Annotated in this window: 22 protein-coding genes and 1 pseudogene; 17 read left to right on the top strand and 6 right to left on the bottom strand. The window is 73.2% G+C overall.

Annotated elements, in window-relative coordinates:
• Window positions 1-117: 117 nt before the first annotated feature.
• Window positions 118-1206 (top strand): PQQ-binding-like beta-propeller repeat protein, encoded by a 1089-nt coding sequence (locus ABZV94_RS19335; protein ID WP_356341608.1) that lies wholly within the window; start codon window positions 118-120, stop codon window positions 1204-1206.
• Window positions 1207-1242: 36 nt separating this feature from the next.
• Here ABZV94_RS19335 and ABZV94_RS19330 read toward each other — a convergent pair whose 3' ends face one another.
• Together ABZV94_RS19330 and ABZV94_RS19325 are read right to left on the bottom strand one after the other, a co-directional pair.
• Window positions 1243-1524: an Lrp/AsnC ligand binding domain-containing protein gene (locus tag ABZV94_RS19330; protein WP_356341607.1), complete on the bottom strand. Its 282-nt coding sequence runs from the start codon at window positions 1522-1524 to the stop codon at window positions 1243-1245.
• On the bottom strand, window positions 1521-2264 hold the full coding sequence (locus ABZV94_RS19325) for a rhomboid family intramembrane serine protease (protein ID WP_356341606.1): 744 nt from the start codon (window positions 2262-2264) through the stop codon (window positions 1521-1523). The genes ABZV94_RS19330 and ABZV94_RS19325 overlap by 4 nt, the downstream gene beginning before the upstream one ends.
• Before the next feature lie 153 nt (window positions 2265-2417).
• Here ABZV94_RS19325 and ABZV94_RS19320 point away from each other — a divergent pair, with 153 nt between their 5' ends.
• The 5 genes from ABZV94_RS19320 (at window position 2418) to ABZV94_RS19300 (ending at window position 7764) form a co-directional block, all read left to right on the top strand.
• The gene (locus ABZV94_RS19320; RefSeq protein WP_014672226.1) at window positions 2418-2657 is read left to right on the top strand and encodes a hypothetical protein; all 240 of its coding nucleotides are present in this window, start codon (window positions 2418-2420) and stop codon (window positions 2655-2657) included.
• A 47-nt stretch (window positions 2658-2704) separates the two neighbouring features.
• Window positions 2705-4048, top strand: a complete 1344-nt coding sequence (locus ABZV94_RS19315; protein ID WP_356341605.1) for an NYN domain-containing protein — start codon at window positions 2705-2707, stop codon at window positions 4046-4048.
• A gap of 211 nt (window positions 4049-4259) precedes the next feature.
• Window positions 4260-5300: an NlpC/P60 family protein gene (locus tag ABZV94_RS19310; protein WP_356341603.1), complete on the top strand. Its 1041-nt coding sequence runs from the start codon at window positions 4260-4262 to the stop codon at window positions 5298-5300.
• Window positions 5301-5538: 238 nt separating this feature from the next.
• Window positions 5539-6549: an NlpC/P60 family protein gene (locus ABZV94_RS19305; protein ID WP_356341602.1), complete on the top strand. Its 1011-nt coding sequence runs from the start codon at window positions 5539-5541 to the stop codon at window positions 6547-6549.
• A 27-nt stretch (window positions 6550-6576) separates the two neighbouring features.
• Window positions 6577-7764, top strand: coding sequence for a hypothetical protein (locus ABZV94_RS19300; protein ID WP_356341600.1), 1188 nt, complete (start codon window positions 6577-6579; stop codon window positions 7762-7764).
• Window positions 7765-7806: 42 nt separating this feature from the next.
• Here the strand turns inward: ABZV94_RS19300 and ABZV94_RS19295 are convergent, their stop codons facing one another.
• Entirely contained in the window at window positions 7807-9042 is a 1236-nt protein-coding gene (locus ABZV94_RS19295; RefSeq protein ID WP_356341599.1) for a glycosyltransferase family 87 protein, read from the bottom strand.
• A gap of 148 nt (window positions 9043-9190) precedes the next feature.
• Here ABZV94_RS19295 and ABZV94_RS19290 point away from each other — a divergent pair, with 148 nt between their 5' ends.
• Window positions 9191-10333: a glycosyltransferase family 4 protein gene (locus ABZV94_RS19290; RefSeq protein ID WP_356341598.1), complete on the top strand. Its 1143-nt coding sequence runs from the start codon at window positions 9191-9193 to the stop codon at window positions 10331-10333.
• Between the two features lie 50 nt (window positions 10334-10383).
• Window positions 10384-10804: pseudogene (locus ABZV94_RS19285) on the top strand (GMC oxidoreductase).
• A gap of 19 nt (window positions 10805-10823) precedes the next feature.
• Here the strand turns inward: ABZV94_RS19285 and ABZV94_RS19280 are convergent.
• On the bottom strand, window positions 10824-12620 hold the full coding sequence (locus ABZV94_RS19280) for an AMP-dependent synthetase/ligase (RefSeq protein ID WP_356341596.1): 1797 nt from the start codon (window positions 12618-12620) through the stop codon (window positions 10824-10826).
• Window positions 12621-12927: 307 nt separating this feature from the next.
• Here ABZV94_RS19280 and ABZV94_RS19275 point away from each other — a divergent pair, with 307 nt between their 5' ends.
• The 6 genes from ABZV94_RS19275 (at window position 12928) to ABZV94_RS19250 (ending at window position 17926) form a co-directional block, all read left to right on the top strand.
• The gene (locus ABZV94_RS19275; protein WP_356341594.1) at window positions 12928-13725 is read left to right on the top strand and encodes a metallophosphoesterase; all 798 of its coding nucleotides are present in this window, start codon (window positions 12928-12930) and stop codon (window positions 13723-13725) included.
• A 122-nt stretch (window positions 13726-13847) separates the two neighbouring features.
• Window positions 13848-14303, top strand: a complete 456-nt coding sequence (locus ABZV94_RS19270; RefSeq protein WP_356341593.1) for an SRPBCC family protein — start codon at window positions 13848-13850, stop codon at window positions 14301-14303.
• 44 nt (window positions 14304-14347) lie between these two features.
• Window positions 14348-15520, top strand: coding sequence for an ArsA-related P-loop ATPase (locus tag ABZV94_RS19265; protein ID WP_356341592.1), 1173 nt, complete (start codon window positions 14348-14350; stop codon window positions 15518-15520).
• 55 nt (window positions 15521-15575) lie between these two features.
• A complete protein-coding gene (locus ABZV94_RS19260) occupies window positions 15576-16064 on the top strand; it encodes a DUF5304 family protein (RefSeq protein WP_356341591.1) in 489 nt (162 codons plus the stop codon).
• A 67-nt stretch (window positions 16065-16131) separates the two neighbouring features.
• On the top strand, window positions 16132-17085 hold the full coding sequence (locus ABZV94_RS19255) for an ROK family glucokinase (protein ID WP_014672213.1): 954 nt from the start codon (window positions 16132-16134) through the stop codon (window positions 17083-17085).
• A gap of 97 nt (window positions 17086-17182) precedes the next feature.
• The gene (locus ABZV94_RS19250) at window positions 17183-17926 is read left to right on the top strand and encodes an endonuclease/exonuclease/phosphatase family protein (protein WP_356341589.1); all 744 of its coding nucleotides are present in this window, start codon (window positions 17183-17185) and stop codon (window positions 17924-17926) included.
• A gap of 22 nt (window positions 17927-17948) precedes the next feature.
• Here the strand turns inward: ABZV94_RS19250 and ABZV94_RS19245 are convergent, their stop codons facing one another.
• Window positions 17949-18569, bottom strand: coding sequence for a hypothetical protein (locus ABZV94_RS19245; protein WP_356341588.1), 621 nt, complete (start codon window positions 18567-18569; stop codon window positions 17949-17951).
• The gene (locus ABZV94_RS19240; protein WP_356341586.1) at window positions 18562-19341 is read right to left on the bottom strand and encodes an alpha/beta fold hydrolase; all 780 of its coding nucleotides are present in this window, start codon (window positions 19339-19341) and stop codon (window positions 18562-18564) included. The genes ABZV94_RS19245 and ABZV94_RS19240 overlap by 8 nt, the downstream gene beginning before the upstream one ends.
• 105 nt (window positions 19342-19446) lie before the next feature.
• Between ABZV94_RS19240 and ABZV94_RS19235 the strand changes: the two genes are divergently transcribed.
• The 3 genes from ABZV94_RS19235 to ABZV94_RS19225 are packed head-to-tail and all read left to right on the top strand — an operon-like array spanning window position 19447 to window position 22165.
• Window positions 19447-20220, top strand: a complete 774-nt coding sequence (locus ABZV94_RS19235; RefSeq protein ID WP_356341611.1) for a lysophospholipid acyltransferase family protein — start codon at window positions 19447-19449, stop codon at window positions 20218-20220.
• A gap of 38 nt (window positions 20221-20258) precedes the next feature.
• Window positions 20259-21494: a DUF5931 domain-containing protein gene (locus tag ABZV94_RS19230; RefSeq protein ID WP_356341585.1), complete on the top strand. Its 1236-nt coding sequence runs from the start codon at window positions 20259-20261 to the stop codon at window positions 21492-21494.
• Complete coding sequence (locus tag ABZV94_RS19225; protein WP_356341584.1) at window positions 21491-22165, top strand: response regulator transcription factor; 675 nt, start codon at window positions 21491-21493, stop codon at window positions 22163-22165. The genes ABZV94_RS19230 and ABZV94_RS19225 overlap by 4 nt, the downstream gene beginning before the upstream one ends.
• Window positions 22166-22277: the final 112 nt, after the last annotated feature.

The raw sequence follows: 22277 nt of genomic DNA, 5'->3' as shown, positions 1-22277 counted from the left end.
CGAGGGTGAGGGCCGCGTGGTCGGCGTCGTCTCCGAGGCGGACCTTCTGCCCAAGGAGGAGTTCCGCGACAGCGACCTCGACCGGGCCGCACAGCCCTCGGCGGGGGAGCCGTCGCCGTGGCCGGGGTGGGGGCCGGCGGCTGGCTGTGGGAGTACGGGTTCGGCACCGGGAGCAGCGGCGGCAGCGGAAGCTCACCGGCCCCGTCGACCCGCCGCGCGGGCCGGACGGCGGTCCTGCGCTGGCAGTACGACCTCGGCGGCATCGGCGGTCTGGACGGGCCCTGCTGCGCGCTCTCCCCGGACGGTTCCGTCGTCTACGCGGGCACCTCCGGCGGCGTGCTGCACGCGGTCTCCCGGGACGGCGCCAAGCGCTGGAAGGTCCGGCTCGGCGACGACGTCTCCACGCCCGCGGCCACCCGGGACGCGGTGTACTGCGTGGTGGGCCTGCACTCCGAGGACACGCGCCGGCTGACCGCGGTGAGCCCGTCCGGCAGCCCGCTGTGGACCCGCACCCTCGGTGACCTGCGGTACGACGTCCCCGTCCTGCTCGGCCAGGACGTCCTCGTCTCCGTCGGCGGCACGACCACGGGCGGGCTGCGCTGCTACACCTCCGACGGCGGCGAGAAGTGGACCGCCAAGACCCTGGCCGGCCCCACCGGCACCCCGATCGTCTCGGGCGGGACCGTCTTCACGGGCAGCTACGGCGACGTCCTGCTGGCGCTGGACGCGCGGGACGGTTCGCGCAGGTGGCAGGTGTCCGGGGGCACCGACGTCACCGCCCTCGTCCTGGCGGGCACCACCCTGTTCGCGGACTCGGCCGCCGAACTCCGGGGCTTCCGCGTCACGGACGGCCGGCGGCTGTGGCGCAAGGAGGACGACGGCGGGATCCTGACCGGGGGCAGCCGCACGCTGGCCGTCGGAACCGAACAGGGCGGCGTGTACGCCGTCCGGGCGGCCGACGGCTCCCGCGCCTGGAGGTACGGCTTCGAGGGTGGCAGGGCCTACCCCCGCGCGGTGCTGTCCGGCGACACCGTGTACGCGCGTGCGGGCGAGAAGATCTGTGCGCTGGACCTGAACGGCACGAGGCGCTGGAACGCCGTCCTGGGCCGGGACGCGGGCGACGACCAGCACACCCCGGTCGCGCGCGGCGGCCGGCTCTACGTCCCCTCGGGCACCGGCATCGCCGCGGTGGACGTGAGCGCCTAGGCCCGCCTGGCCGCCCCAGGCCGCTCCTGGCCGTTCCTAGTTGTCGAGGCCGATCGCGAACGCGGCCTCCAGGTCGTGCTGGGAGTAGGTGCGGAAGGCGACGTGCGTGTCCGTGGCCTCCACCCCGGGGATCTTGCTGATCCGCCCCGGAATGATCTCGGCGAGATCCTCGTGCTCCCGCACCCGGACCATCGCGATCAGGTCGTAGGTACCGGTGACGGAGAACACCTCGCTGACCGAATCCAGCGAAGCGATCTGCTCCGCGATCTCCGGGATCCGGTCCACGCTGGTCTTGATCAGAACGATCGCGGTGATCACGGCTGTCTCTCTCCCTCGGTGACCGGAGCTGGGGCGGCTTTCACTCTAGTCCCACGGCCGTATCGCACCCACGCGTAGCCGAAGCCCAGCCCGAACCCCACCAGGTGCGCCAGGTACGCCACCCCGGGGCCGTCGGAGGCGCGTCCCGCCGCGAGCCACTGCAAGGCCGCCCAGGACGGCAGCACCACCCAGGCCGGGAAGCGCAGCGGCAGGAAGAACAGGAACGGCAGGAGACTGGTCACACGTGCCCGGGGGAAGAGGTAGAGGAACGCCCCGAGGACCGCCGAGACCGCCCCGGAGGCGCCGACCAGCGACTGCTCGGAGGCCGCGTTGGCCGCCGCGTACCCCAGCAGGGCGAGGTAGCCGCAGCCGACGTAGAACAGGGTGAACTCCACCCGGCCCATCCGTTCCTCGGTCATCGCCCCGAAGACGAAGAGGAAGAGCGTGTTGCCGAGCAGGTGCACCCAGCTGCCGTGCACGAACAGCGCGGTGGCCGGGGTGAGCGCGGCCCCGGCCGGGCCGTCGAACAGCTCGGCCGGGACCACGCCCCAGTGCCGGAAGTACGCCCGCTGCGCGGCGAGCAGCGCCTCCCCGGAGCCGTACCCGGGGACCAGCCCGGAGGCCGGGCCGAGGGCGAAGATCAGAGCGCACAGGACGATGAGGCCGTACGTCATCGGTGCCGAGGTGCCCCGGACCGCTCTCAGTGTCCTGCCGGCCGCCGTGCTCCAGGTGCTGATCATGACTACAGAGCATGACGTAACGGGACGCTTGCTGACAGACCGCCTCGCCGCCGCGGACGGACGGGCGGCGGGTACCCGCCAGGCCGTAGGGTTACGAGCCACACGCGTCGGGGGACGGCGCGGACCGACACGAGAAGGAAGAGAACAGTCACCATGACGGTTCCCCTGCCGACGGCCACGACACGATGGCGCTGCACCCTGTGCGGCAACCTCACGCGCTTCGACGTGACCCGCTCGTCCAAGGTCGTCGAGTACGTCCACCTCGACCTGGCGGGCGAGCCGACGGTGGAGGAGCGCGAGGTGGTCAGTGAGACCATCGAATCGGTGCGCTGCCGCTGGTGCAACGCGGTGGACCAGGTGGAACTCGTGGACAGGCCGGGCGCCGGCTCCTGAGCGGAGCGGCCCCCGGAGAGGCTTTTTCCGGTATTGGGGTGTGACGGATGGTGGAGACCGCAGGCGGGGGGCCGGGCGACGGCACCGCTGAGGTGCTTGACCGTCCGCTGCCCGACGGCGTGCGCAGACGGGTCGTCCAGATCGTGTCGGACGGCTTCGGCGGGCTGACCGTCGCGGAACTTCCCGCTCAGCTCAGGCAGTACGCCCGGTTCGCCCCCAATCGCCGGGCGAAGTTCGCGGGAAACGCGATGGCGGCGGCGCTGGAGACCGATCCCGTGTTCCGGCAGCGGATCGGGGAGCGCTTCCGGGAGGCGCAGCCGGAACTCGCCGGCGCCCTCGACGCCGGCTCCCCGCCCCCGGCCGCGGACCCGCTCGACGTGGCGGCCGCCGCCTATGTGCTGCGCCCGGCGGGCTGGGTGAAGCTGGTCACCGCGGCCGGCGAGGAGGCCCAGCGCGCGCACGCCGAGCGCGCCGACGAGGAGAGCCGGGCGGAGCTGGAGCGGCTGCGCGCGGAACTGGCGCAGGCCCGCGACCAGACGCGCGCCGAGACCGAACGGCTGCGTACGGAGCTGGAGTCGGCCCGGAGGGAAGCCGAATCGCTTCACCGCAAGCTGCGTGCCGCCCTCAGTGACGTCAAGCGGGGGGAGGCCGCGCTGCGCAAGGCGCAGGGCGAGATGGACGCCGTACGCGCCGAGGCGCAGGCGCAGGTGTCGGCCGCGGAGAGCGAGTCCCGGCGGCTCAAGGCCCGCCTGGGCGAGGCGGAGGCCGCGCTGGAGGCCACCCGCCGGGCGGCCCGGGAGGGCCGCAGCGTGGAGGACATGCGGGTGCGGCTGCTGCTCGACACCCTGCTGGAGGCGACCCAGGGGCTGCGGCGCGAGCTGGCCCTGCCTCCGGTGTCCGTGCGCCCGGCGGAGACCGTGGACGCCGTCGAACCGGGCCGGATGACGCCGAAGGACATCGCGGCGCGGGCCCTGTCGGAGAACGATCCGGCCATTCTCGACCAACTGCTCGCCCTGCCGCAGGCGCATCTGGTCGTCGACGGCTACAACGTGACCAAGACCGGCTATCCGCAGATGCCGCTGGAGAAGCAGCGGCTGCGGCTGCTGGGCCAGCTCTCCGCGCTCGCCGCGCAGACCGGGGCCGAGGTGACGTGTGTCTTCGACGGAGCCGAACTGGCCGCGCCGGTGCTGCTCGCGCCGCCGCGCGGCGTGCGGGTGCTGTTCTCCAAGCCGGGCGTCACGGCGGACGAGCTGATCCGCCAGCTGGTGCGTGCGGAGCCGCCGGGGCGTCCGGTCATCGTCGCCTCCACCGACCGCGAGGTGGCCGACGGGGTCGCGAAGGCGGGTGCCCGACCGGTGGCCTCTGCGGTGCTTCTGAAGCGACTGTCCTGAAGGTCCAACGGGCGCAGTGAATGCCCGAATTGGACGTATCGTCACGCAACGTAGTGTCAACCCGCTCTCACTGCTCGTGAGTTGTGTGCAAAGAATGCACTGTGTGACGAGATTTTTTGCTGTGGGATTTGAACTGATCACAACGAGGTCACTAGGGTCTGGGCTCGAACCTCCGAACGGGTGATCACTCACAAGAAGGAGTTCGTCCTCCGTGGCGTCCCACCGTCGACCCAAGCAGCCGAGTCGCACCCGTGTGACCGTGCTGACCACCGCAGCCGCCGCTGCCGTCGCGCTGAGCGCGAACGCCGCCAACGCCGCCCCCAGCGAGAAGCTGAGCAAGGACGAGGTGAAGGCGAAGGTCGACAAGCTCTACGAGCAGGCCGAGCAGGCGACCGAGAAGTACAACGGCGCCAAGGAGAAGCAGCAGAAGCTGCAGAAGGAAATCTCCACCATCCAGGACAACGTCGCCCGCGGCCAGGAGGAGCTCAACAAGCTGCGCGACGGCCTGGGTTCGCTGGCCACCGCCCAGTACCGCTCCGGCGGCATCGACGCCTCGGTCCAGCTCTTCCTGTCGTCCAACCCGGACGACTACCTCGACAAGGCGTCCACGCTCGACCAGTTGAGCAGCCAGCAGGTCGACGCGCTGAAGAAGATCCAGGACAAACAGCGCGAACTCGCCCAGGAGCGGGCGGAGGCGACGGAGAAGCTCAAGGACCTCTCCGCCACCCGCACCGAACTGGGCAACAAGAAGAAGGAAGTCCAGAGCAAGCTCGCCGAGGCGCAGAAGCTCCTGAACTCCCTGACCGCCAAGGAGAAGGCGCAGCTCGCCGAGGAGCAGCAGCGCGCCAACCGCTCCTCCACCCAGCGCGTGGACCTCGGCGACGCCCCGCCCGCCTCCGGTTACGCCCAGGCGGCCTTCTCCGCCGCCCAGACCCGCCTCGGCTCGCCCTACGTCTACGGCGCCACGGGCCCCTCCTCCTTCGACTGCTCGGGCCTGACCTCCTGGGCCTACGGCCAGGCCGGCGTCTCCATCCCGCGCACCTCCGAGGCGCAGGCGCAGATCGGTACGAGGATCTACAACCAGAGCGACCTCAAGGTCGGCGACCTGGTCTTCTTCTTCAACGACCTGCACCACGTCGGCCTCTACGCGGGCAACGGCCAGATCCTGCACGCCCCGCGCACCGGCACGGTCGTCCGGTACGAGTCGATGACGACCATCGGCGGCCCGTTCATGTTCGGCGTCCGGGTCTGACACCCGGCGACACACGGACACGGTGGCGCCCGAACGGGCGAATCACCGGAACCCAAACTGACTCCACGCCCCGCCGGTGACCTGCGTCAGCGGCGGGGCGTCACCCTGTGTTGACGCCGGGGTCTTTGGTCCGGGCCGGTCCGCACGGCTACTGTCTGCCGCGTTTCCCCGGCGCCGGGGCCTCCCCGTCCCCAGGCGCCGGGGAAACGGTCTGTGTCCGCCAGCAGTTAGGACTGCCGTGGGGTCCCACCGTCGCCTTGCCCCGTCCGGATTCGACCGGGGTGCCGTCGCCCTGTGTGTGCTGTCGGCCGCCGCCGCCGCGCTCGGCGCCGTACCGGCGCAGGCGGCACCGGGTACCGGCACCCGGGCCGAGGTGGACCGCCTGTACGAGGAGGCCGAGAAGGCGACCCAGGCCTTCGACGAGGCCGACGAGCGCGCCGGCCGGCTGCGCCGGGAGGTCCGGGACGCCCAGGACCACATCGCCCGGCAGCAGCAGCGCGTCAACGATCTGCGGGAGCAGCTGGGTTCGCTGGCCGGTGCCCAGTACCGCTCCGGTGGCATCGATCCGACGGTCGCCCTGCTCTTCTCCGCCGACCCCGACGACTACCTGGACAAGGCGTCCACGCTCGACCGCATCGGCGCCCGGCAGGCCCGCCGGCTGGGAGAGTTGCAGTCGGCGCTGCGCGACCTCGCCCAGGAGCGCGCGGAGGCGGCCGGGAAGCTCGCCGAGCTGGAGAAGAGCCGCAAGGCCGTGGCCGCGCACAAACGGACCGTGGAGCGGAAGCTGGCCCGGGCCCGGCGGCTGATCAACGCCCTGCCCGCCGGCGAGCGCGCCGCCTACGACCGCGCCTCCCGCGGCGGCCGCACCGACCTGCCGGACCCGGCCGGCGTCCCCGCCCCCGACGGCCGCGCCGCCGCTGCCCTGGCCGCCGCCCGCTCCGCCCTCGGCCGTCCCTACGTGTGGGGCGCCAACGGCCCCTCCGGCTTCGACTGTTCGGGCCTGATGCAGTGGGCGTACGCGCACGCCGGCGTCCATCTGCCGCGCACCTCGCAGGAGCAGCGGTTCGCCGGCCGGCAGGTGCCGCTCTCCCAGGCCCGCCCCGGTGACCTGGTCGTCTACCGCTCCGACGCCAGCCATGTGGCGATGTACGCGGGCAACGGCCAGGTCATCCACGCCCCCTATCCCGGCGCTCCGGTGCGCTACGACCCGGTCGGGATGATGCCGGTCTCCTCGGTCACCCGGCCCTGACCGCCCTCCTCGCCGTACGATCGGGAAATGGCTGGTCGCAGGCGGGCGTGGGGGATCGGGGCCGTGGGGCTCGGTCTGCTGCTGCCGCTGGCCGGGTGCGGCGGGCACACGGTGACCGACACCGCGCGGGCCGAGGTGCAGCGGGTGCTCGACCGGCGCGCGGCGGCCCTGCTCGGCCACGACGAGACGGCGTACGGCGCGACCGGCACCCGCACCGAGTACACCCGGCTGCGCGCCCTCCCGCTGGCGTCCTGGAGCTACCGGGTCACCGCCCTGCGCCGCACCGCCTCCGGCGCCACCGCCGACGCCGACCTGCGCTACCGCGTCGCCGGCTACGACGGGGCCCCCGTCGACGCCCGCCGCACCCTCACCCTGGGGCGCTCCGCCGACGGCCACTGGTACGTCACCGCCGACAAGCCCGCCCGGAAGGCCGGGCAGCAGCTGTGGGACCAGGGCACGGTGATCGCCGTCCGGGGCGCGCACAGCCTGGTGCTCGGCGCCGGGGGGTCCACCGCCGGCCTGAGGCCGTACGCGCGGCTGGCCGACCGGGCGGTGCCGGCCGTCTCCGGGGCGTGGGGCAGGGACTGGGCCCGGCGGATCGTCGTGCTCGTCCCCCCGTCCCTGGAGGGCATGGCGGCGCTGCTCGGCTCGTCCGCCGCCGACTACCGGGGCATCGCGGCCGTCACCACGGGTGACACGAGCGGGTCCGGCCGGTCGCCGGCGGACCGGGTGCTGGTCAACCCGGAGGCGTACGCGGTGCTCGGGGACGCCGGCAAGCAGGTCGTCCTCACCCACGAGACGACCCATGTCGCCACCCGGGCGGACACCACCGCCGCCACCCCGCTGTGGCTCTCCGAGGGCTACGCCGACTGGATCGGCTATCTGGGCACCGGCCGCACCCCGGCCGAGATCGCGCCGGAACTGGCCCGGGCCGTCGAGGACGGCGAGGTGCCCGACACGCTCCCCGGTGACGCGGACTTCGCCTTCACCCGGGAGCCGACGCAGCTGGCGCGGGCCTACGAGGGCGGCTGGCTGGCCTGCCGGATGATCGCCGAGCGGTGGGGCGCGGACCGGCTCGCCGCGTTCTACCGGGTCGTCGGCGCCCACGGGAAGCGGGCGGGCGCGGTGGAGGAGGCCCTGAAGAAGGTGCTCGGGACGACACCGGAGGAGTTCACCGCCGGCTGGCGCGCCTACGTCAGGACCCGGCTCGGCTGAGCGCCCCGGACCCGGGCCGCGCCGGCCTCGGCCTGCCCGGCGTCAGGAGGAGACGCGGGTCTCCTCGGTGCGGGTGGGCTGAGGCGGGAGCGGGGCGGACGCGGCCGGTGGGACGGTCGCGCGCCACAGCCGGCGGGCCGCCGTGACCGTGGCCGCGACGAGCAGGCCGTTGCGCACGACCAGCAGCGTCACGCCGTACCAGTCGCTCGTCACCACGTGCGAGAAGCCCAGCGGGAACTCCAGGACCGTCACGAAGGACGCGAGCACGACCAGCAGCGCGGGCGGCCCCATGCGGCTCGCCCGGTACGAGACGCAGACGGCGGCCAGGCCGATCAGCCACACCAGGTACTGGGGGCTGATCACCCGGCTGGTCACCGTGAACAGCAGCACCGCCGTCAGGGCCGCGTCGGCCAGGGTGTGCGGCGCGAACCGGGTGGCGCGCAGCCGCCACAGCAGCAGCCAGCCGAACGCGGCCGCGGTCAGCGCCAGCGCGGCCGTGCTGACCTGGTCGACGTGCGGGCCGAGGAACTCGATCGAGCCGTAGTTCAGCAGCACCTCGCCCCGCCAGCCGAAGTGCCGGGCCATGTGGAAGACCAGGGCGCCCAGCGACTCCACCTCCGTGCCCCGGTCGCGCTGGAAGGTCAGGAAGGCGAAGGCGCCCGGCACGGACACCGCGAACAGCAGCGCGAGTCCCGCCGCGGTCACCACCGCCGACGCCCACGCCCGCCGCCGCACGGCACCGACCAGCAGCAGCGCCGGCCACACCTTCAGCAGGGCCCCGAAGGCCGTCAGGGCGCCCATCACCCGCGGGTGCCGGGTCCCGGCCAGCAGCGCGGCCACGGCCACCGCGGTCACCATCACGTCGTAGCGGGCGTACACCGTCGGCCCGAGCAGCGGCACGCCCGCAACCCACACCCAGGCCCCGCGCGGCGACCGGTCCGGCCGTCCGCCCGCGTACCGCAGCAGGGCCAGCACGACGGCGTCGGCGAGGCAGGCCAGCACGAAGAAGGCGTGCGCGTACGACAGGAAGGGCAGGGCGCCGGGGGAGAGGACGGGGAGGGCCGCGGCGGGCGGGTACTGCCAGGTCACGTCGTCCAGCGGAAACGTTCCTTGCCGCAGGACCTCGTACCAGCCGCGGTAGATCACCGACACGTCCGAGGTGACGTCCGGGCCCGGGAAGGCGAACACCCGGAACACGAACAGCAGCAGCGCCGCCCGGGTGGCGACCCAGGTCGCGAGCAGCCACGCCAGGGACCGCCCGGCACCCTTCGTCTCCACCCTGATCCCCCTGCCGTCCGATTCCCGCGCCGACCGCCGTGCCGTTCGCATCCGCTGCGAGCGACCATGATGTCGTGCACACCTGTGCGGATGCCACAGGCTCGGCCGCACCCGACCGCGAACGCCCCATTCGGTAGGGTCGGCGGCGATGCACAAGACCCTGATCGTCACCAACGACTTCCCGCCCCGGCCGGGCGGCATCCAGGCCTTCCTGCACAACATGGCCCTGCGCCTGGACCCGGGCCGGCTGGTCGTCTACGCCTCCACCTGGAAGCGCGGCCGGGAGGGCGCCGAGGCGACCGCCGCCTTCGACGCCGAGCAGCCCTTCACCGTCGTACGCGACCGTACGACCATGCTGCTGCCCACCCCGGGGGCCACCCGGCGGGCGGTCGGGCTGCTGCGCGAGCACGGGTGCGCGTCCGTGTGGTTCGGTGCGGCGGCACCGCTGGGCCTGATGGCGCCGGCGCTGCGGAAGGCCGGCGCCGAGCGGCTGGTGGCCACCACCCACGGGCACGAGGCCGGCTGGGCCCAGCTGCCCGCCGCCCGGCAGCTGCTGGGCCGGATCGGCGAGTCCACGGACACGATCACCTACCTCGGGGAGTACACCCGCTCCCGGATAGCGACCGCCCTCACGCCCCGGGCGGCCTCGCGGATGGTGCAGCTGCCGCCGGGGGTCGACGAGAAGACCTTCCACCCGGCATCCGGCGGCGACGAGGTCCGCGCCCGGCTCGGGCTCACGGACCGCCCGGTGGTCGTCTGCGTCTCCCGGCTGGTCCCGCGCAAGGGCCAGGACACCCTGATCCGGGCCATGCCCCGCATCCTGGCCGCCGAGCCGGACACCGTCCTGCTCATCGTCGGCGGCGGGCCGTACGAGAAGGACCTGCGCCGTCTCGCCCGTGAGACGGGGGTCGCCGGCTCGGTGCGCTTCACCGGCGCCGTGCCCTGGTCCGAGCTGCCCGCGCACTACGGCGCCGGTGACGTCTTCGCGATGCCCTGCCGCACGCGGCGCGGCGGTCTGGACGTGGAGGGCCTCGGCATCGTCTACCTGGAGGCGTCGGCGACCGGTCTGCCGGTCGTCGCGGGGGACTCGGGCGGCGCCCCGGACGCGGTCCTGGAGGGCGAGACGGGCTGGGTGGTCCGGGGCGGCTCGGTGGAGCAGACCGCCGAGCGGATCGTGGCGCTGCTCGCCGACGCCGGACTGCGCCGCCGCATGGGGGAGCGGGGCCGCCGGTGGGTCGAGGAGAAGTGGCGCTGGGACCTGCTCGCGGAGAGGCTGAAGACGTTGCTGTGAACCCTGCGGACGCACCAGGCGGAACCCGGAAATCCGCCGATGCTGCGCGCATGACAGCAAAACTGACGAGGCGTCACATCTTTGGGGCGGCCGCGCTGCAAACCGCCGCCACCCTCGGTCTCACCCGTATCGGTCTCCCGTCCGCGCGAGCGGTCGAACCGGCCGCCACCGACAACTCCCCGGCGATCGTGGTCGGTTCCGGATACGGCGGCGCGGTCGCCGCCCTCCGGCTCGGCCAGGCCGGCATCCGCCGCCACCGCCGGCCTGAAGACCACGTTCGTGCCCAACGACTGGCGGCTGCGTGCTCGGCAGGGCCACCGACACCTACGGGCGGGTCAAGGGATACCCGCGGCTGTACGTCACCGACGGCTCGCTCCTCCCGGCTCGATCGGCGTGAACCCCTTCGTCACCATCACGGCCCTCGCCGAACGCACCATGGCGCGGGTCCTCGCCGAGGACACCGCGCCATGACGCTGTTGCAGGAGGGAGGCTACTTGGCGTAGATCGCCTCGATCTCGTCCGAGTAGTCCTTCGCCACCACGTTCCGCTTGAGCTTCAGCGACGGGGTGAGGTGGCCCGACTCCTCCGTGAACTGGGAGGCCAGAACGCGGAACTTCCGCACCGATTCCGCCTTCGACACCGCGGCGTTGCCGTCGTCCACGGCCGCCTGGATCGCAGCGAGCAGATCCGGGTCGTCCCGCAGCGACGCCGCGGTGGAACCCGCCGGCTTGCCGTGCTCGGCGCACCAGCGGCCCAGGAACTCCTCGTCGAGGGTGACCAGCGCGCCCACGAACGGCCGCCCGTCGCCCACCACCATGCACTCCGCGACCAGCGCGTGCGCCCGGATCCGGTCCTCGATCACCGCCGGGGCCACGTTCTTGCCGCCCGCCGTGACGATGATCTCCTTCTTCCGGCCGGTGATCCTCAGATAGCCGTCCTCGTCGAGGGTGCCGATGTCCCCGGTGTGGAACCAGCCGTCGGCCAGCGCCTCCGCCGTCGCGCCGGGGTTGTTCCAGTACTCCTTGAACAGGTGCTCACCGTGCAGCAGCACCTCGCCGTCGTCGGCGATGCGCACCACCGACCCGGGCAGCGGCTGCCCGACCGTGCCGATCTTCTGCCGGTCCCACGGGTTGAACGCGGTCGCCGCACAGGACTCGGTCAGGCCGTAGCCCTCCAGCACCGTGAAGCCGATGCCCCGGAAGAAGTGCCCGAGCCGCTCGCCCAGCGGGGCACCGCCGGAGATGGCGTACTCGCCCCGGCCGCCCAGGACCGCGCGCAGCTTGCTGTAGACCAGCTTGTCGAAGACCTTGTGCTTGACCTTCAGGCCGAACGACGGACCCGACGGGCTGTCCAGCGCCTTGCTGTAGGCGATCGCGGTGTCCGCCGCCTTGTCGAAGACCGCGCCCTTGCCGTCCGCCTGCGCCTTGGCCCGCGCCGAGTTGTAGACCTTCTCGAAGACCCGCGGCACACCGAGGATCAGCGTCGGCCGGAACGCGGCCAGCTCGTCGGTGAGGTTCTTGATGTCCGGGACGCAGCCCAGCTTGATCGGCGCCATCATCGGCGCCACCTGCACCAGCCGCCCGAAGACGTGCGCGAGCGGCAGGAAGAGCAGGACGGAGCACTCACCCGTGCGGAACAGCGGGCGCAGCCGCTCCACCACGTTCCCGCACTCGGCGAAGAAGCTGCGGTGGGTGAGCACGCAGCCCTTCGGGCGCCCGGTCGTGCCGCTCGTGTAGACGATGGTCGCCGGGTCGTCGGCCTTGGCGAGCGAGCTGCGCTCCTCCACCGTCGCGTCGGACAGGTCCTGCCCGAGCCGGCCCAGCTCCGCGACGCCCCCGGCCTCGATCTGCCAGACGTGCTTCAGCGCGGGCAGCGACTCGCGCACCGACTCGACGGCCGCCAGGTGGTTGTCGAGCTCCACGATGCAGGCGGTCGCGCCCGAGTCGGACAGGATCCACTGCACCTGCTCCGGCGAGCTGGTCTCGTACACCGGCACGGTGATCGCGCCCGCGCTCCAGATCGCGAAGTCCAGGAGCGTCCACTCGTACCGCGTCCGCGACATCAGGCCCACCCGGTCGCCCGGCTGCACGCCGGAGGCGATGAGGCCCTTGGCGGCGGTGCGCACCTCGGCCAGGAACTCCCGGGCGGTCACGTCCTGCCAGGCGCCCCCCACCTTGCGGGCGATCACGGCGACGTCGGGATGCTGCGCGGCGTTTCTGCGGACGATGTCGGTCAGATTCCCGTCCGCGGGGACCTCGTACAAAGCCGGAAGGCTGAACTCGCGCAAGACTGCTGCTCCTCATAGGGCGCCGGCGCCACGACGTTGTGCGATGCGACGGTGCGGTCCAAGGCTCGGGCAAGTGCTCCGGAACAACATGAGCGTTCACATGTTGAAATCCTGAGCACGACTGGACTGCCCGGACGTTACCCGCCGGTATGGCGTCTTCGACAGGGGGTCCCGGCGAGATGTTCGCTGCGTCACACACGTGGGCGTTCCTTCGCGCACAGTAGTCCACGGCCGAACCGACCGGCGAGTAACCGCAGGCCGGACCGCCACTGTTCACCTGGACCGCACACGCCTACGCTTGATCGTCATGGCATCCACACGTTCCGGCGCCCGGCGGACCCGCGTCCATGTGGTCAGCGACGTGCACGGCAACGCCCGCGACCTGGCCCGGGCCGGCGACGGTGCCGACGCCCTGATCTGCCTCGGCGACCTCGTCCTCTTCCTCGACTACGCCGACCACTCGCGCGGGATCTTCCCGGACCTGTTCGGCGAGGAGAACGCCGACCGCATCGTCGAGCTGCGCACCGCCCGCCGCTTCGAGGAGGCGCGCGCGTTCGGCGCCCGGCTGTGGGCCGGCATCGGCGAGGACCGGGCCACGGCCATCGAGAAGGCGGTGCGCAGGCAGTACGCCGAGCTGTTCGCCGCGTTCCCCACCCCGACGTACGCCACCTACGGAAACGTCGACATGCCGGCGCTCTGGCCGGAGTACGCCCGGCCCGGCACCACGGTCCTCGACGGCCGGCGGGCGGAGATCGGCGGGTGGACCTTCGGCTTCGTCGGCGGCGGCCTGCGCACCCCGATGCGGACCCCGTTCGAGATCAGCGACGAGGAGTACGCGGCGAAGATCGAGGCCGTCGGCGAGGTCGACGTCCTGTGCACCCACATCCCCCCGGAGGTCCCCGAACTGGTCTACGACACGGTGGCCCGCCGCTTCGAGCGGGGCAGCCGTGCCCTGCTCGACGCCATCCGCCGCACCCGGCCCCGGTACGCGCTGTTCGGGCACGTGCACCAGCCGCTGGCGCGCCGGATGCGGATCGGCGCCACCGAGTGCGTGAACGTGGGGCACTTCGCCGGGACCGGCACGCCCTGGGCACTCGAATGGTGAGGCCCGGGCAGGCGCGGTGAAGGCGGCAGGGCGGCGGCGCGGTAGCCTTCACGCTGCACACACGTGCGCAGCCCGGCGCACACGAACCTCTCAAACGGCCCGCATCTGGAGGAGCCACGACGATGGCGGAACACACCAGTTCGAGCATCACGATCGAGGCGGCTCCGGCCGACGTCATGGCGGTGATCGCCGACTTCGCGCGCTACCCGGACTGGACCGGTGAGGTGAAGGAGGCGGAGGTCCTCGCCGCGGACGAGCAGGGCCGCGCGGAGCAGGTCCGCCTCGTCATGGATGCCGGCGCCATCAAGGACGACCAGACCCTCGCCTACACGTGGACCGGCGACCACGAGGTCTCCTGGACCCTCGTCAAGTCCCAGATGCTTCGGTCCCTCGACGGCTCCTACCTGCTGAAGCCGGCCGGCGCGGGCGCCACCGAGGTCACCTACCAGCTCACCGTCGACGTCAAGATCCCCATGCTGGGCATGATCAAGCGCAAGGCGGAGAAGGTCATCATCGACCGCGCGCTGGCGGGACTGAAGAAGCGGGTCGAGTCGGGGGAGAAGCCGGAGGAGAAGTAGACGCCTCCGTGCACGCCCCGCACGCGGCGGTACCGTTCACCGTCATGCGCACCATCCTGATCACGGGCCCCGGCGGCAGCGGTCGTACGACCGTGGCCGCCGCCACCGCGCTCGAAGCCGCCCGCGAGGGCCACCGCACCCTCCTGCTGAGCGCCGACCGCACGGACACCCCCGGCACGGCCCTGGGCACCGCGACAGGACCGGTCCCCACCGAGGTCACCCCGCACCTGAGCGCCTGGCGGCCCGACGCCACCGAACGCTTCCGGCAGGACCTCACCGCCTTCCAGACCCGCGCCGCGAACGTCCTCGACCTCCTCGGCGCCGCCCGCCTGGACGCCGAGGAGGTCACCCCGCTGCCCGGCGCGGAGGAACTGTCCTTCCTGCGGGCGCTGCGGGACGCGGCCCTGTCCGAGCGCTACGACCTCCTCGTCGTCGACCTCCCGCCCCTCCCGCAGGCCCTCGCCCTGCTCGCCCTGCCCGAGGAACTGCGCCGCTACCTGCGCCGGCTCCTGCCGCCCGAACGGCAGGCCGCCCGCGCCCTGCGCCCGGTCCTCGGCCGGCTCGCCGGCGTCCCCATGCCCGCCGACTGGCTGTACGAGACGGCAGGTCGCTGGGACGTCGAACTGGCCGCCGTCGAGGCCGTCCTCACCGACCGGAACACCGCCGTACGCCTCGTCGCCGAACCCGGACCGGCCGGCGCCGACGCCGTCCGCACCGCCACCCTCGGCCTCGCCCTGCGCGCCCTGCGCACCGAGTCCCTGATCGCCAACCGCTGCCTCCCCGAGGCCGCCCCCGACAGCTGGCTCGCCTCGCCGCTGGCCCAGCAGCGCAAGACGCTCGCCGACTGGCGGGAGTCGTACGACGTCCACCCCGTCCCGCACCTCGGCCGCGACCCGCACGGCCCGGACGACCTCACCGCCCTCGCCGTGCCCGGCGTCAACGTCGCGACCACCCCGGTCGGGTGGCCTGTCACCGACCGGCTCGCCGAGGACGGCGTGCTGGTCTGGCACCTCCCGCTGCCCGGCGCGATACGGGACGAGCTGGACCTCGTCCGGCGCGGCGACGAACTGCTGATCACCGCGGGCCCGTTCCGCCGGATCGTCGCGCTGCCCTCCGCCCTGCGCCGCTGCACCGTCGCCGGCGCCGGACTGCGCGACGGCGAGCTGCGCATCCGGTTCTCCCCGGACCCGGATCTGTGGCCCGCCGCCGGACGGTGAACGGGTACGCCCGTTCGGGTAACGTCGTAAAGGCGAACCGTCGTCAGGAGCCGCCATGAGCGAAGAGCGTCCCGCACCCGAGCCGTCCCCGCAGGAGCAGGCGAAGGCGACCGACGCCGACGCCTGGGCCACGGCCGCCGCCGAGGACCTCGCCGCCGAGCAGGCCCGCCGCCGCGCCGAGCACGGCCCCCCGCCGGGCTCGGCGGCCGAGGAACTGAAGAAGCTCGTGGACACGGTGGCCGACAAGCTGGCCGGCCTCCGGTCACCGCTCCTCGGCGGCCTCGCCGGACCCGCCGCCCAGCAGATGGTGCAGCAGGTCGTCCAGCAGGCGAAGGCCGCCGTCGAGCCCGTCATAGACCGCAACCCGGACGTCTTCGACCACCTGGCCGCGGCCGGCGGCGAACTGCTCGCCGCCTACCGCTCCGCCGTCCAGGCCCAGGAGCGCCGGTGGACCGCCGGCACGGCCGACCCGGCGCGTGACCGGAGGGACCCGCGCGACCCGGGCGAGGGCACCGGCCCGGGAGAACGCATCGACCTGGACTGAAGCCCTCGCACGGCAGGGCCTCGGGTACGGTTGGCCGTAGCGGGGCTCGACCGAAACTGAGGGATTCATGGGACTCACCATCGGCGTCGACATCGGCGGCACGAAGATCGCGGCCGGCGTGGTCGACGAGGAAGGCAACATCCTCTCGACCTTCAAGGTGCCGACCCCCACCACGCCCGAGGCCATCGTGGACGCCATCGCCTCGGCGGTGGAGGGCGCGCGCGCCGGGCACGAGATCGTCGGCGTGGGCATCGGCGCGGCCGGTTACGTCAACCGGCAGCGCTCCACGGTGTACTTCGCGCCCAACATCGACTGGCGCAACGAGCCGCTCAAGGAGAAGGTCGAGGCGCGCACCGGCCTCCCGGTCGTGGTCGAGAACGACGCGAACGCCGCCGCCTGGGGCGAGTACAAGTTCGGCGCCGGCAAGGGCCACCGCAACGTCATCTGCATCACGCTCGGCACCGGCCTCGGCGGCGGCATCATCATCGGCAACAAGCTGCGCCGCGGCCACTTCGGCGTGGCCGCCGAGTTCGGCCACATCCGGATGGTGCCGGACGGCCTGCTGTGCGGCTGCGGCTCGCAGGGCTGCTGGGAGCAGTACGCCTCCGGCCGCGCCCTGGTCCGCTACGCCAAGCAGCGCGCCAACGCCACCCCGGAGAACGCCGAGCTGCTGCTCTCGCTGGGCGACGGCACCCCGGAGGGCATCGAGGGCAAGCACATCTCCATGGCCGCCCGCCAGGGCGACCCCGTCGCCGTCGACTCCTACCGCGAGCTGGCCCGCTGGGCCGGCGCCGGCCTCGCCGACCTGGCCTCCCTGTTCGACCCGTCCGCCTTCATCGTCGGCGGCGGCCTGTCCGACGAGGGCGAGCTGGTCCTCGACCCCATCCGCAAGTCCTACAAGCGCTGGCTGGTCGGCGGGAACTGGCGCCCGGTCGCCGATGTGATCGCGGCCCAGCTGGGCAACAAGGCGGGCATGGTGGGCGCGGCGGACCTGGCCCGGGAGCCGGACCCGATCATGTAGCGCCGCGAGGGCGCGGGGAACGGCGCGGCCGGCCGCGAAGCCGCGGCAGTCGCCCACGGTCCCCGCGCCCCGACCCGGGGGGCGTACATTGATCCACATGGAGCTGCTCCCCAACTCCCGCACAGAGTCCAACGGTTCCGCGGTCATCAGGGTCCTGAGCTACAACATCCGCTCGATGCGCGACGACACGGACGCTCTGGCGAGGATCATCACCGCCTGCGCCCCCGATCTGGTCCTCGTCCAGGAGGCCCCCCGCTTCTTCCGGTGGCGCAAGAAGCTGGCGCGGCTCGCGGCGGCCTCCGGCCAGGTGATCCTCACCGGGGGCGCCACGGCGGCGGGACCCGCGATCCTGTGCTCCCTGCGCGCCACGGTCGAACGCACGGAGGACGTCCTCCTGCCCCTCACCCCCGGCCTGCACCGACGCGGCTTCGCCACGGCGGTCGTCCGCTTCGGCGGCGCCCGCCTCGGCGTGCTCAGCTGCCATCTGTCGCTCCAGCAGGACGAGCGCCACGACCAGGGGGGCCTGCTCCTCGACCGCCTCGCCGGACTCGGTGTCGAGCACGCCGTCGCGGGCGGCGACCTCAACGAGGGCCCCGACGGCCGCACCTTCCGCAGGCTCGCCGAGACCCTCCAGGACTGCCGTGCGACCGCTCCCTGGGGCGGCGAGTTCACCTCCACGCCCGCCCACCCCCACCAGCGCATCGACGCGATCTTCGCGACCAAGGGCATCGAGGTGCTGGGCTGCGGGGTCCCCCTGGACCAGCCGGGCGTCCGCGAGGCGGACCTGAGGGCGGCCACGGACCACCTCCCGGTCCTCGCCGCCCTCAGAATCCCGGCCTGAGCCCCCGGCGTCCCGGCCCGGCTCAGACCACCGCGCCGCGCCCCGGGTCGTCGTCCTCCTCGTCGTCGGTCCGCATCCGCGTCACCAGCGTCACGAAGCCGCCGAGGAACCCGCCGATGCCGAGGGTCGCCAGCCACCAGGTCATGTCCCAGCCGAGCAGCACCGCCAGCAGGAGCAGGACCGGGCCGCCGACCACGCCGAGCCAGGCGAACCGGGCGGTCGTGTCCGCGGTCGGCAGCGGGGGCGGCTCCGGCGGCACGAAGTGCCCCTCGTCGTCCTCGTCGAAGTCGCCGTCGGACGGCTCGGGCGCCGTGTAGTCACGCGGGCCGATGCCGGGCGCGAAGGACACCGAGCCGCCCAGCGGACGTGCGGGCCGCCGGCCCGCGGACTCCTCCGGGTCGCCGCCGGGCTCGCTGTCCTGGTCCTTCGCCGCGTTCTTCTCCAGCAGCGCGAGATCCTCGACCGGCTTGAAGGGCCGGGCGCCCGGCGGGTCCGGCGGCTCCTCGCCGTACCCGGCGACGATGGCGCGCCAGGCGGCGTCCTCGTCGAACGGCACCTCCTGCCGGTCCGGCTCGCGGGCCTCGTGGCCGCCCTGGTCCTCGCGGCCCTCGCGGTCCTCACGGTCGGAGTCGTGCTCAGCCAACTGCGGCCGTCCCTTCCTTGCCGACACTGGGTGCGAGCCGGCCGATGAAGGCGAGGCTCTCCTCGAAGATCCGGTCCGCGTCGTTGTCCAACGTCGCGACGTGGTAGCTGTGTTCCAGGACGATCTCCGTGACGTCCGTGGCCGACACCCGGCTCAGCACCCGCGCCGAGTCGGCCGCCGGGACGACATGGTCCTGGGCGCTGCGCAGCAGCAGCAACGGCTGGGTGACCTGGGGCAGCTCGCCGTCCAGCCGGCGCAGGAACACCCGCAGTGAGTGCGCCGCGTGCAGCGGCACCCGGTCGTAGCCCAGCTCGGCCGCGCCCTCCTTCGCGATGTCGCTGGCGATGCCCCTGGTCGTCCGCACCAGGTGCCGCGCCACCGGAAGGGCGTAGGCCGACAGGCCGTGCACCTTGTTGGCCGGGTTGACGACCACCGCGCCCGCGACCCGCTCGCCGTGCCGGGCCGCCAGCCGGAGGGCCAGCGCCCCGCCCATCGACAGGCCCGCGACGAACACCCGGGAGCAGCGCTCGGCGAGCAGCCGCAGTTCGCGGTCCACCTGCGCGTACCAGTCCTGCCAGGTCGTGAGCTGCATGTCCTCCCAGCGGGTGCCGTGGCCGGGCAGCAGGGGCAGGGACACGGTCAGGCCGTGGGCCGCGTGGTGCTCGGCCCAGGGACGCAGCGACTGCGGCGAGCCGGTGAACCCGTGGCAGAGGAGAACCCCCACCTCCCCGCCCTCGTGGCGGTACGGCTCGGCTCCGGGGAGAACTGGCATGTGCTTCACCGTACGCGACCGCACTGACACCGACCAGGGTCGTCGGGCCCATTGTCGGTGCGCCGGGTTAAGGTCTGTTCGACGGAAACAGGAGGCGCACGGGTGTTGTACGGCACGATGAAGGTCGCCATCGGAGGGCCGCTGAAGGTTGCCTTCAGGCCCTGGGTGGAGGGCCTGGAGAACGTTCCGGCCACGGGCCCGGCCATCCTGGCCAGCAATCACCTGTCCTTCTCGGACTCGTTCTTCCTGCCGGCCGTGCTGGACCGCAAGGTCACCTTCATCGCCAAGGCGGAGTACTTCACGACTCCGGGCGTGAAGGGCCGGCTCACCGCGGCCTTCTTCAAGGGCGTCGGCCAGCTCCCGGTGGACCGCTCCGGGGCCCGCGGCGCCGGCGAGGCGGCGATCAGAAGCGGCATAGAGGTGCTGGAGCGTGGCGAGCTGTTCGGTATCTACCCGGAGGGCACCCGCTCGCCCGACGGGAGGCTGTACCGGGGCAAGCCGGGCGGCCTGGCGCGCGTGGCCCTCGCCACGGGTGCGCCGGTCATCCCCGTCGCCATGATCGACACGGAGAAGATCCAGCCGCCCGGCAAGGTCGTGCCGAAGCTGATGCGGCCCGGCATCCGCATAGGCAAGCCGCTGGACTTCAGCCGGTACCAGGGCATGGAGCACGACCGGTTCGTGCTGCGCGCGCTGACCGACGAGGTCATGTACGAGATCATGAAGCTCTCCGGCCAGGAGTACGTCGACATGTACGCGACCGCCGCCAAGCGGCAGATCGCGGAGGCGGCCAAGGTGGCCAGGGAGGCGGAGAAGGCCGAGAAGGCGGCGAAGGCGGCCAAGGAGGCGGAGAAGGCCGGCAAGAAGCAGGCCGAGTCCTAGACAGGGGCACCAGGGGGAGCCGGGGGGAACCGGGGGACATGCCCGAGCGTGAGCGCGTCATGCGCATGTCGGTCGAGCTGCCGCTGTGGCGCGCGCTCGCCGGCTACCGCGTCCTGACCATGCTGTACGCGATCGGCCTGTGCGCCACCGCGTACGACCAGTTCGTGCGGCCCTGGGTCGCCGTCGCCTACTACGCCGTCCTGGCCGTGTGGACCCTCGCCACCCTGCCCAAGGTGGCGAGCGCGGCGAGCTGCACCCGGCGCTTCCTGGCCGCCGACCTGACCGTCGCCCTCGTCGGCATCCTGCTCACCCCGGTCGCCGACAGCCACGAGCGGATCGCGGGCGGCGGCCCCACCCTGCCGTCGATCTGGACGGCCGGCGCGGTGCTGGCCTTCGCCGTCAAGGGCGGCTGGCGCTGGGCGGCCGTCGCCTCCACGGCCGTGGCCGCCGTCAACCTGGTCGAGCGCGGCCACCCTGCCCGCGACACCGTGCACAACGTGATCCTCGTCTGGGTGGCCTCCATCGCCATCGGCTACGTCGTGGAGGTGGCCCGCGCCTCCGAGCGCACCCTCGCCCGCGCGCTGGAGATCGAGGCCGCCACCCGGGAGCGGGAGCGGCTGGCCCGGGACATCCACGACAGCGTGCTCCAGGTGCTGGCGATGGTGAAGCGCCGGGGCGCGGCCCTCGGCGGCGAGGCGGCCGAGCTGGGCCGGCTCGCCGGTGAGCAGGAGGTGGCCCTGCGCACCCTGGTGTCGGGCGGCATGGTCCCGGTGTCCCGGGTCTCGGAGGACCTGGCGGCGGGCGCCGTCGTCCGCGCGGTGGAGGAGCCGGACGAGGAGGAGGGGGCGGGCCCGGTCGACCTGCGCTCCCTGCTCGCCCGGTACGCGTGCGCCCGGGTCAGCCTCGCCGAGCCGGGCGCCCCGGTGCTGCTGCCCTCGGCCGCGGCCCGCGAGGTGGCCGCCGCGGTCGGGGCCGCCCTGGACAACGTGCGCCTGCACGCGGGAGCGGAGGCGCGGGCCTGGATCCTGGTCGAGGACGAGCCGGACGAGATCGTCGTCACCGTCCGGGACGACGGCCCCGGCATCCCCGAGGGCCGGCTGGCGCAGGCCGAGGGCGAGGGCCGGCTCGGGGTGGCCCTGTCGATCCGGGGCCGGCTGCGCGACCTCGGCGGCAGCGCCGAGATCATCTCCGTGCCCGGTCAGGGCACGGAAGTGGAACTGAAGGTACCGAAGGGCGCCGTGCGGGCGCGGGGGAAGAAGACGGAGCAGCGATGACACAGCAGGACCCGATCAGGGTCATGGTCGTGGACGACCACCCGATGTGGCGTGACGCGGTCGCCCGTGACCTGGCCGAGTCCGGCTTCGAGGTGGTCGCCACCGCCGGCGACGGAGAGCAGGCGGTCCGCCGCGCCAAGGCCGCCGCCCCCGACGTCCTGGTGCTGGACCTCAACCTGCCCGCCAAGCCCGGCGTCCAGGTGTGCAAGGAACTCGTCGGCCACAACCCGGCGTTGCGGGTCCTCGTCCTCTCGGCGAGCGGCGAGCACGCGGACGTCCTGGAGGCCGTGAAGTCCGGCGCGACGGGCTATCTGCTGAAGTCGGCGTCCACCGAGGAGCTGCTGGACGCGGTGCGCCGTACCGCCGTCGGCGACCCGGTGTTCACGCCGGGCCTCGCCGGGCTGGTCCTCGGCGAGTACCGGCGGCTGGCCGCCGAGCCCGCGCCCGCGCCGGACGCCGACGAGCCGGGCGCGCCCCGGCTGACCGATCGTGAGACCGAGGTGCTGCGCCTGGTGGCGAAGGGCCTGAGCTACAAGCAGATCGCCGAACGCCTCGTCATCTCCCACCGCACGGTGCAGAATCACGTGCAGAACACCCTCGGCAAGCTCCAGCTGCACAACCGGGTGGAGCTGGTGCGGTACGCGATCGAGCGCGGCCTCGACGAGGAGTAGGACCGGCGCCGCCCGCTTCCGGCCGTGCACCGGAATCACCCTTCCCGCCCCTCCCGGTGTGACCTGAATCACCATTAGCGTGACCAGGTGTCAGGGAACCGCTGCGAAGGGA

Origin of the sequence: Streptomyces sp. NPDC004658 (genome assembly GCF_040609555.1) — a bacterium.
Lineage (GTDB): Bacteria > Actinomycetota > Actinomycetes > Streptomycetales > Streptomycetaceae > Streptomyces.
This window is presented reverse-complemented; position numbering and strand designations above follow the sequence as displayed.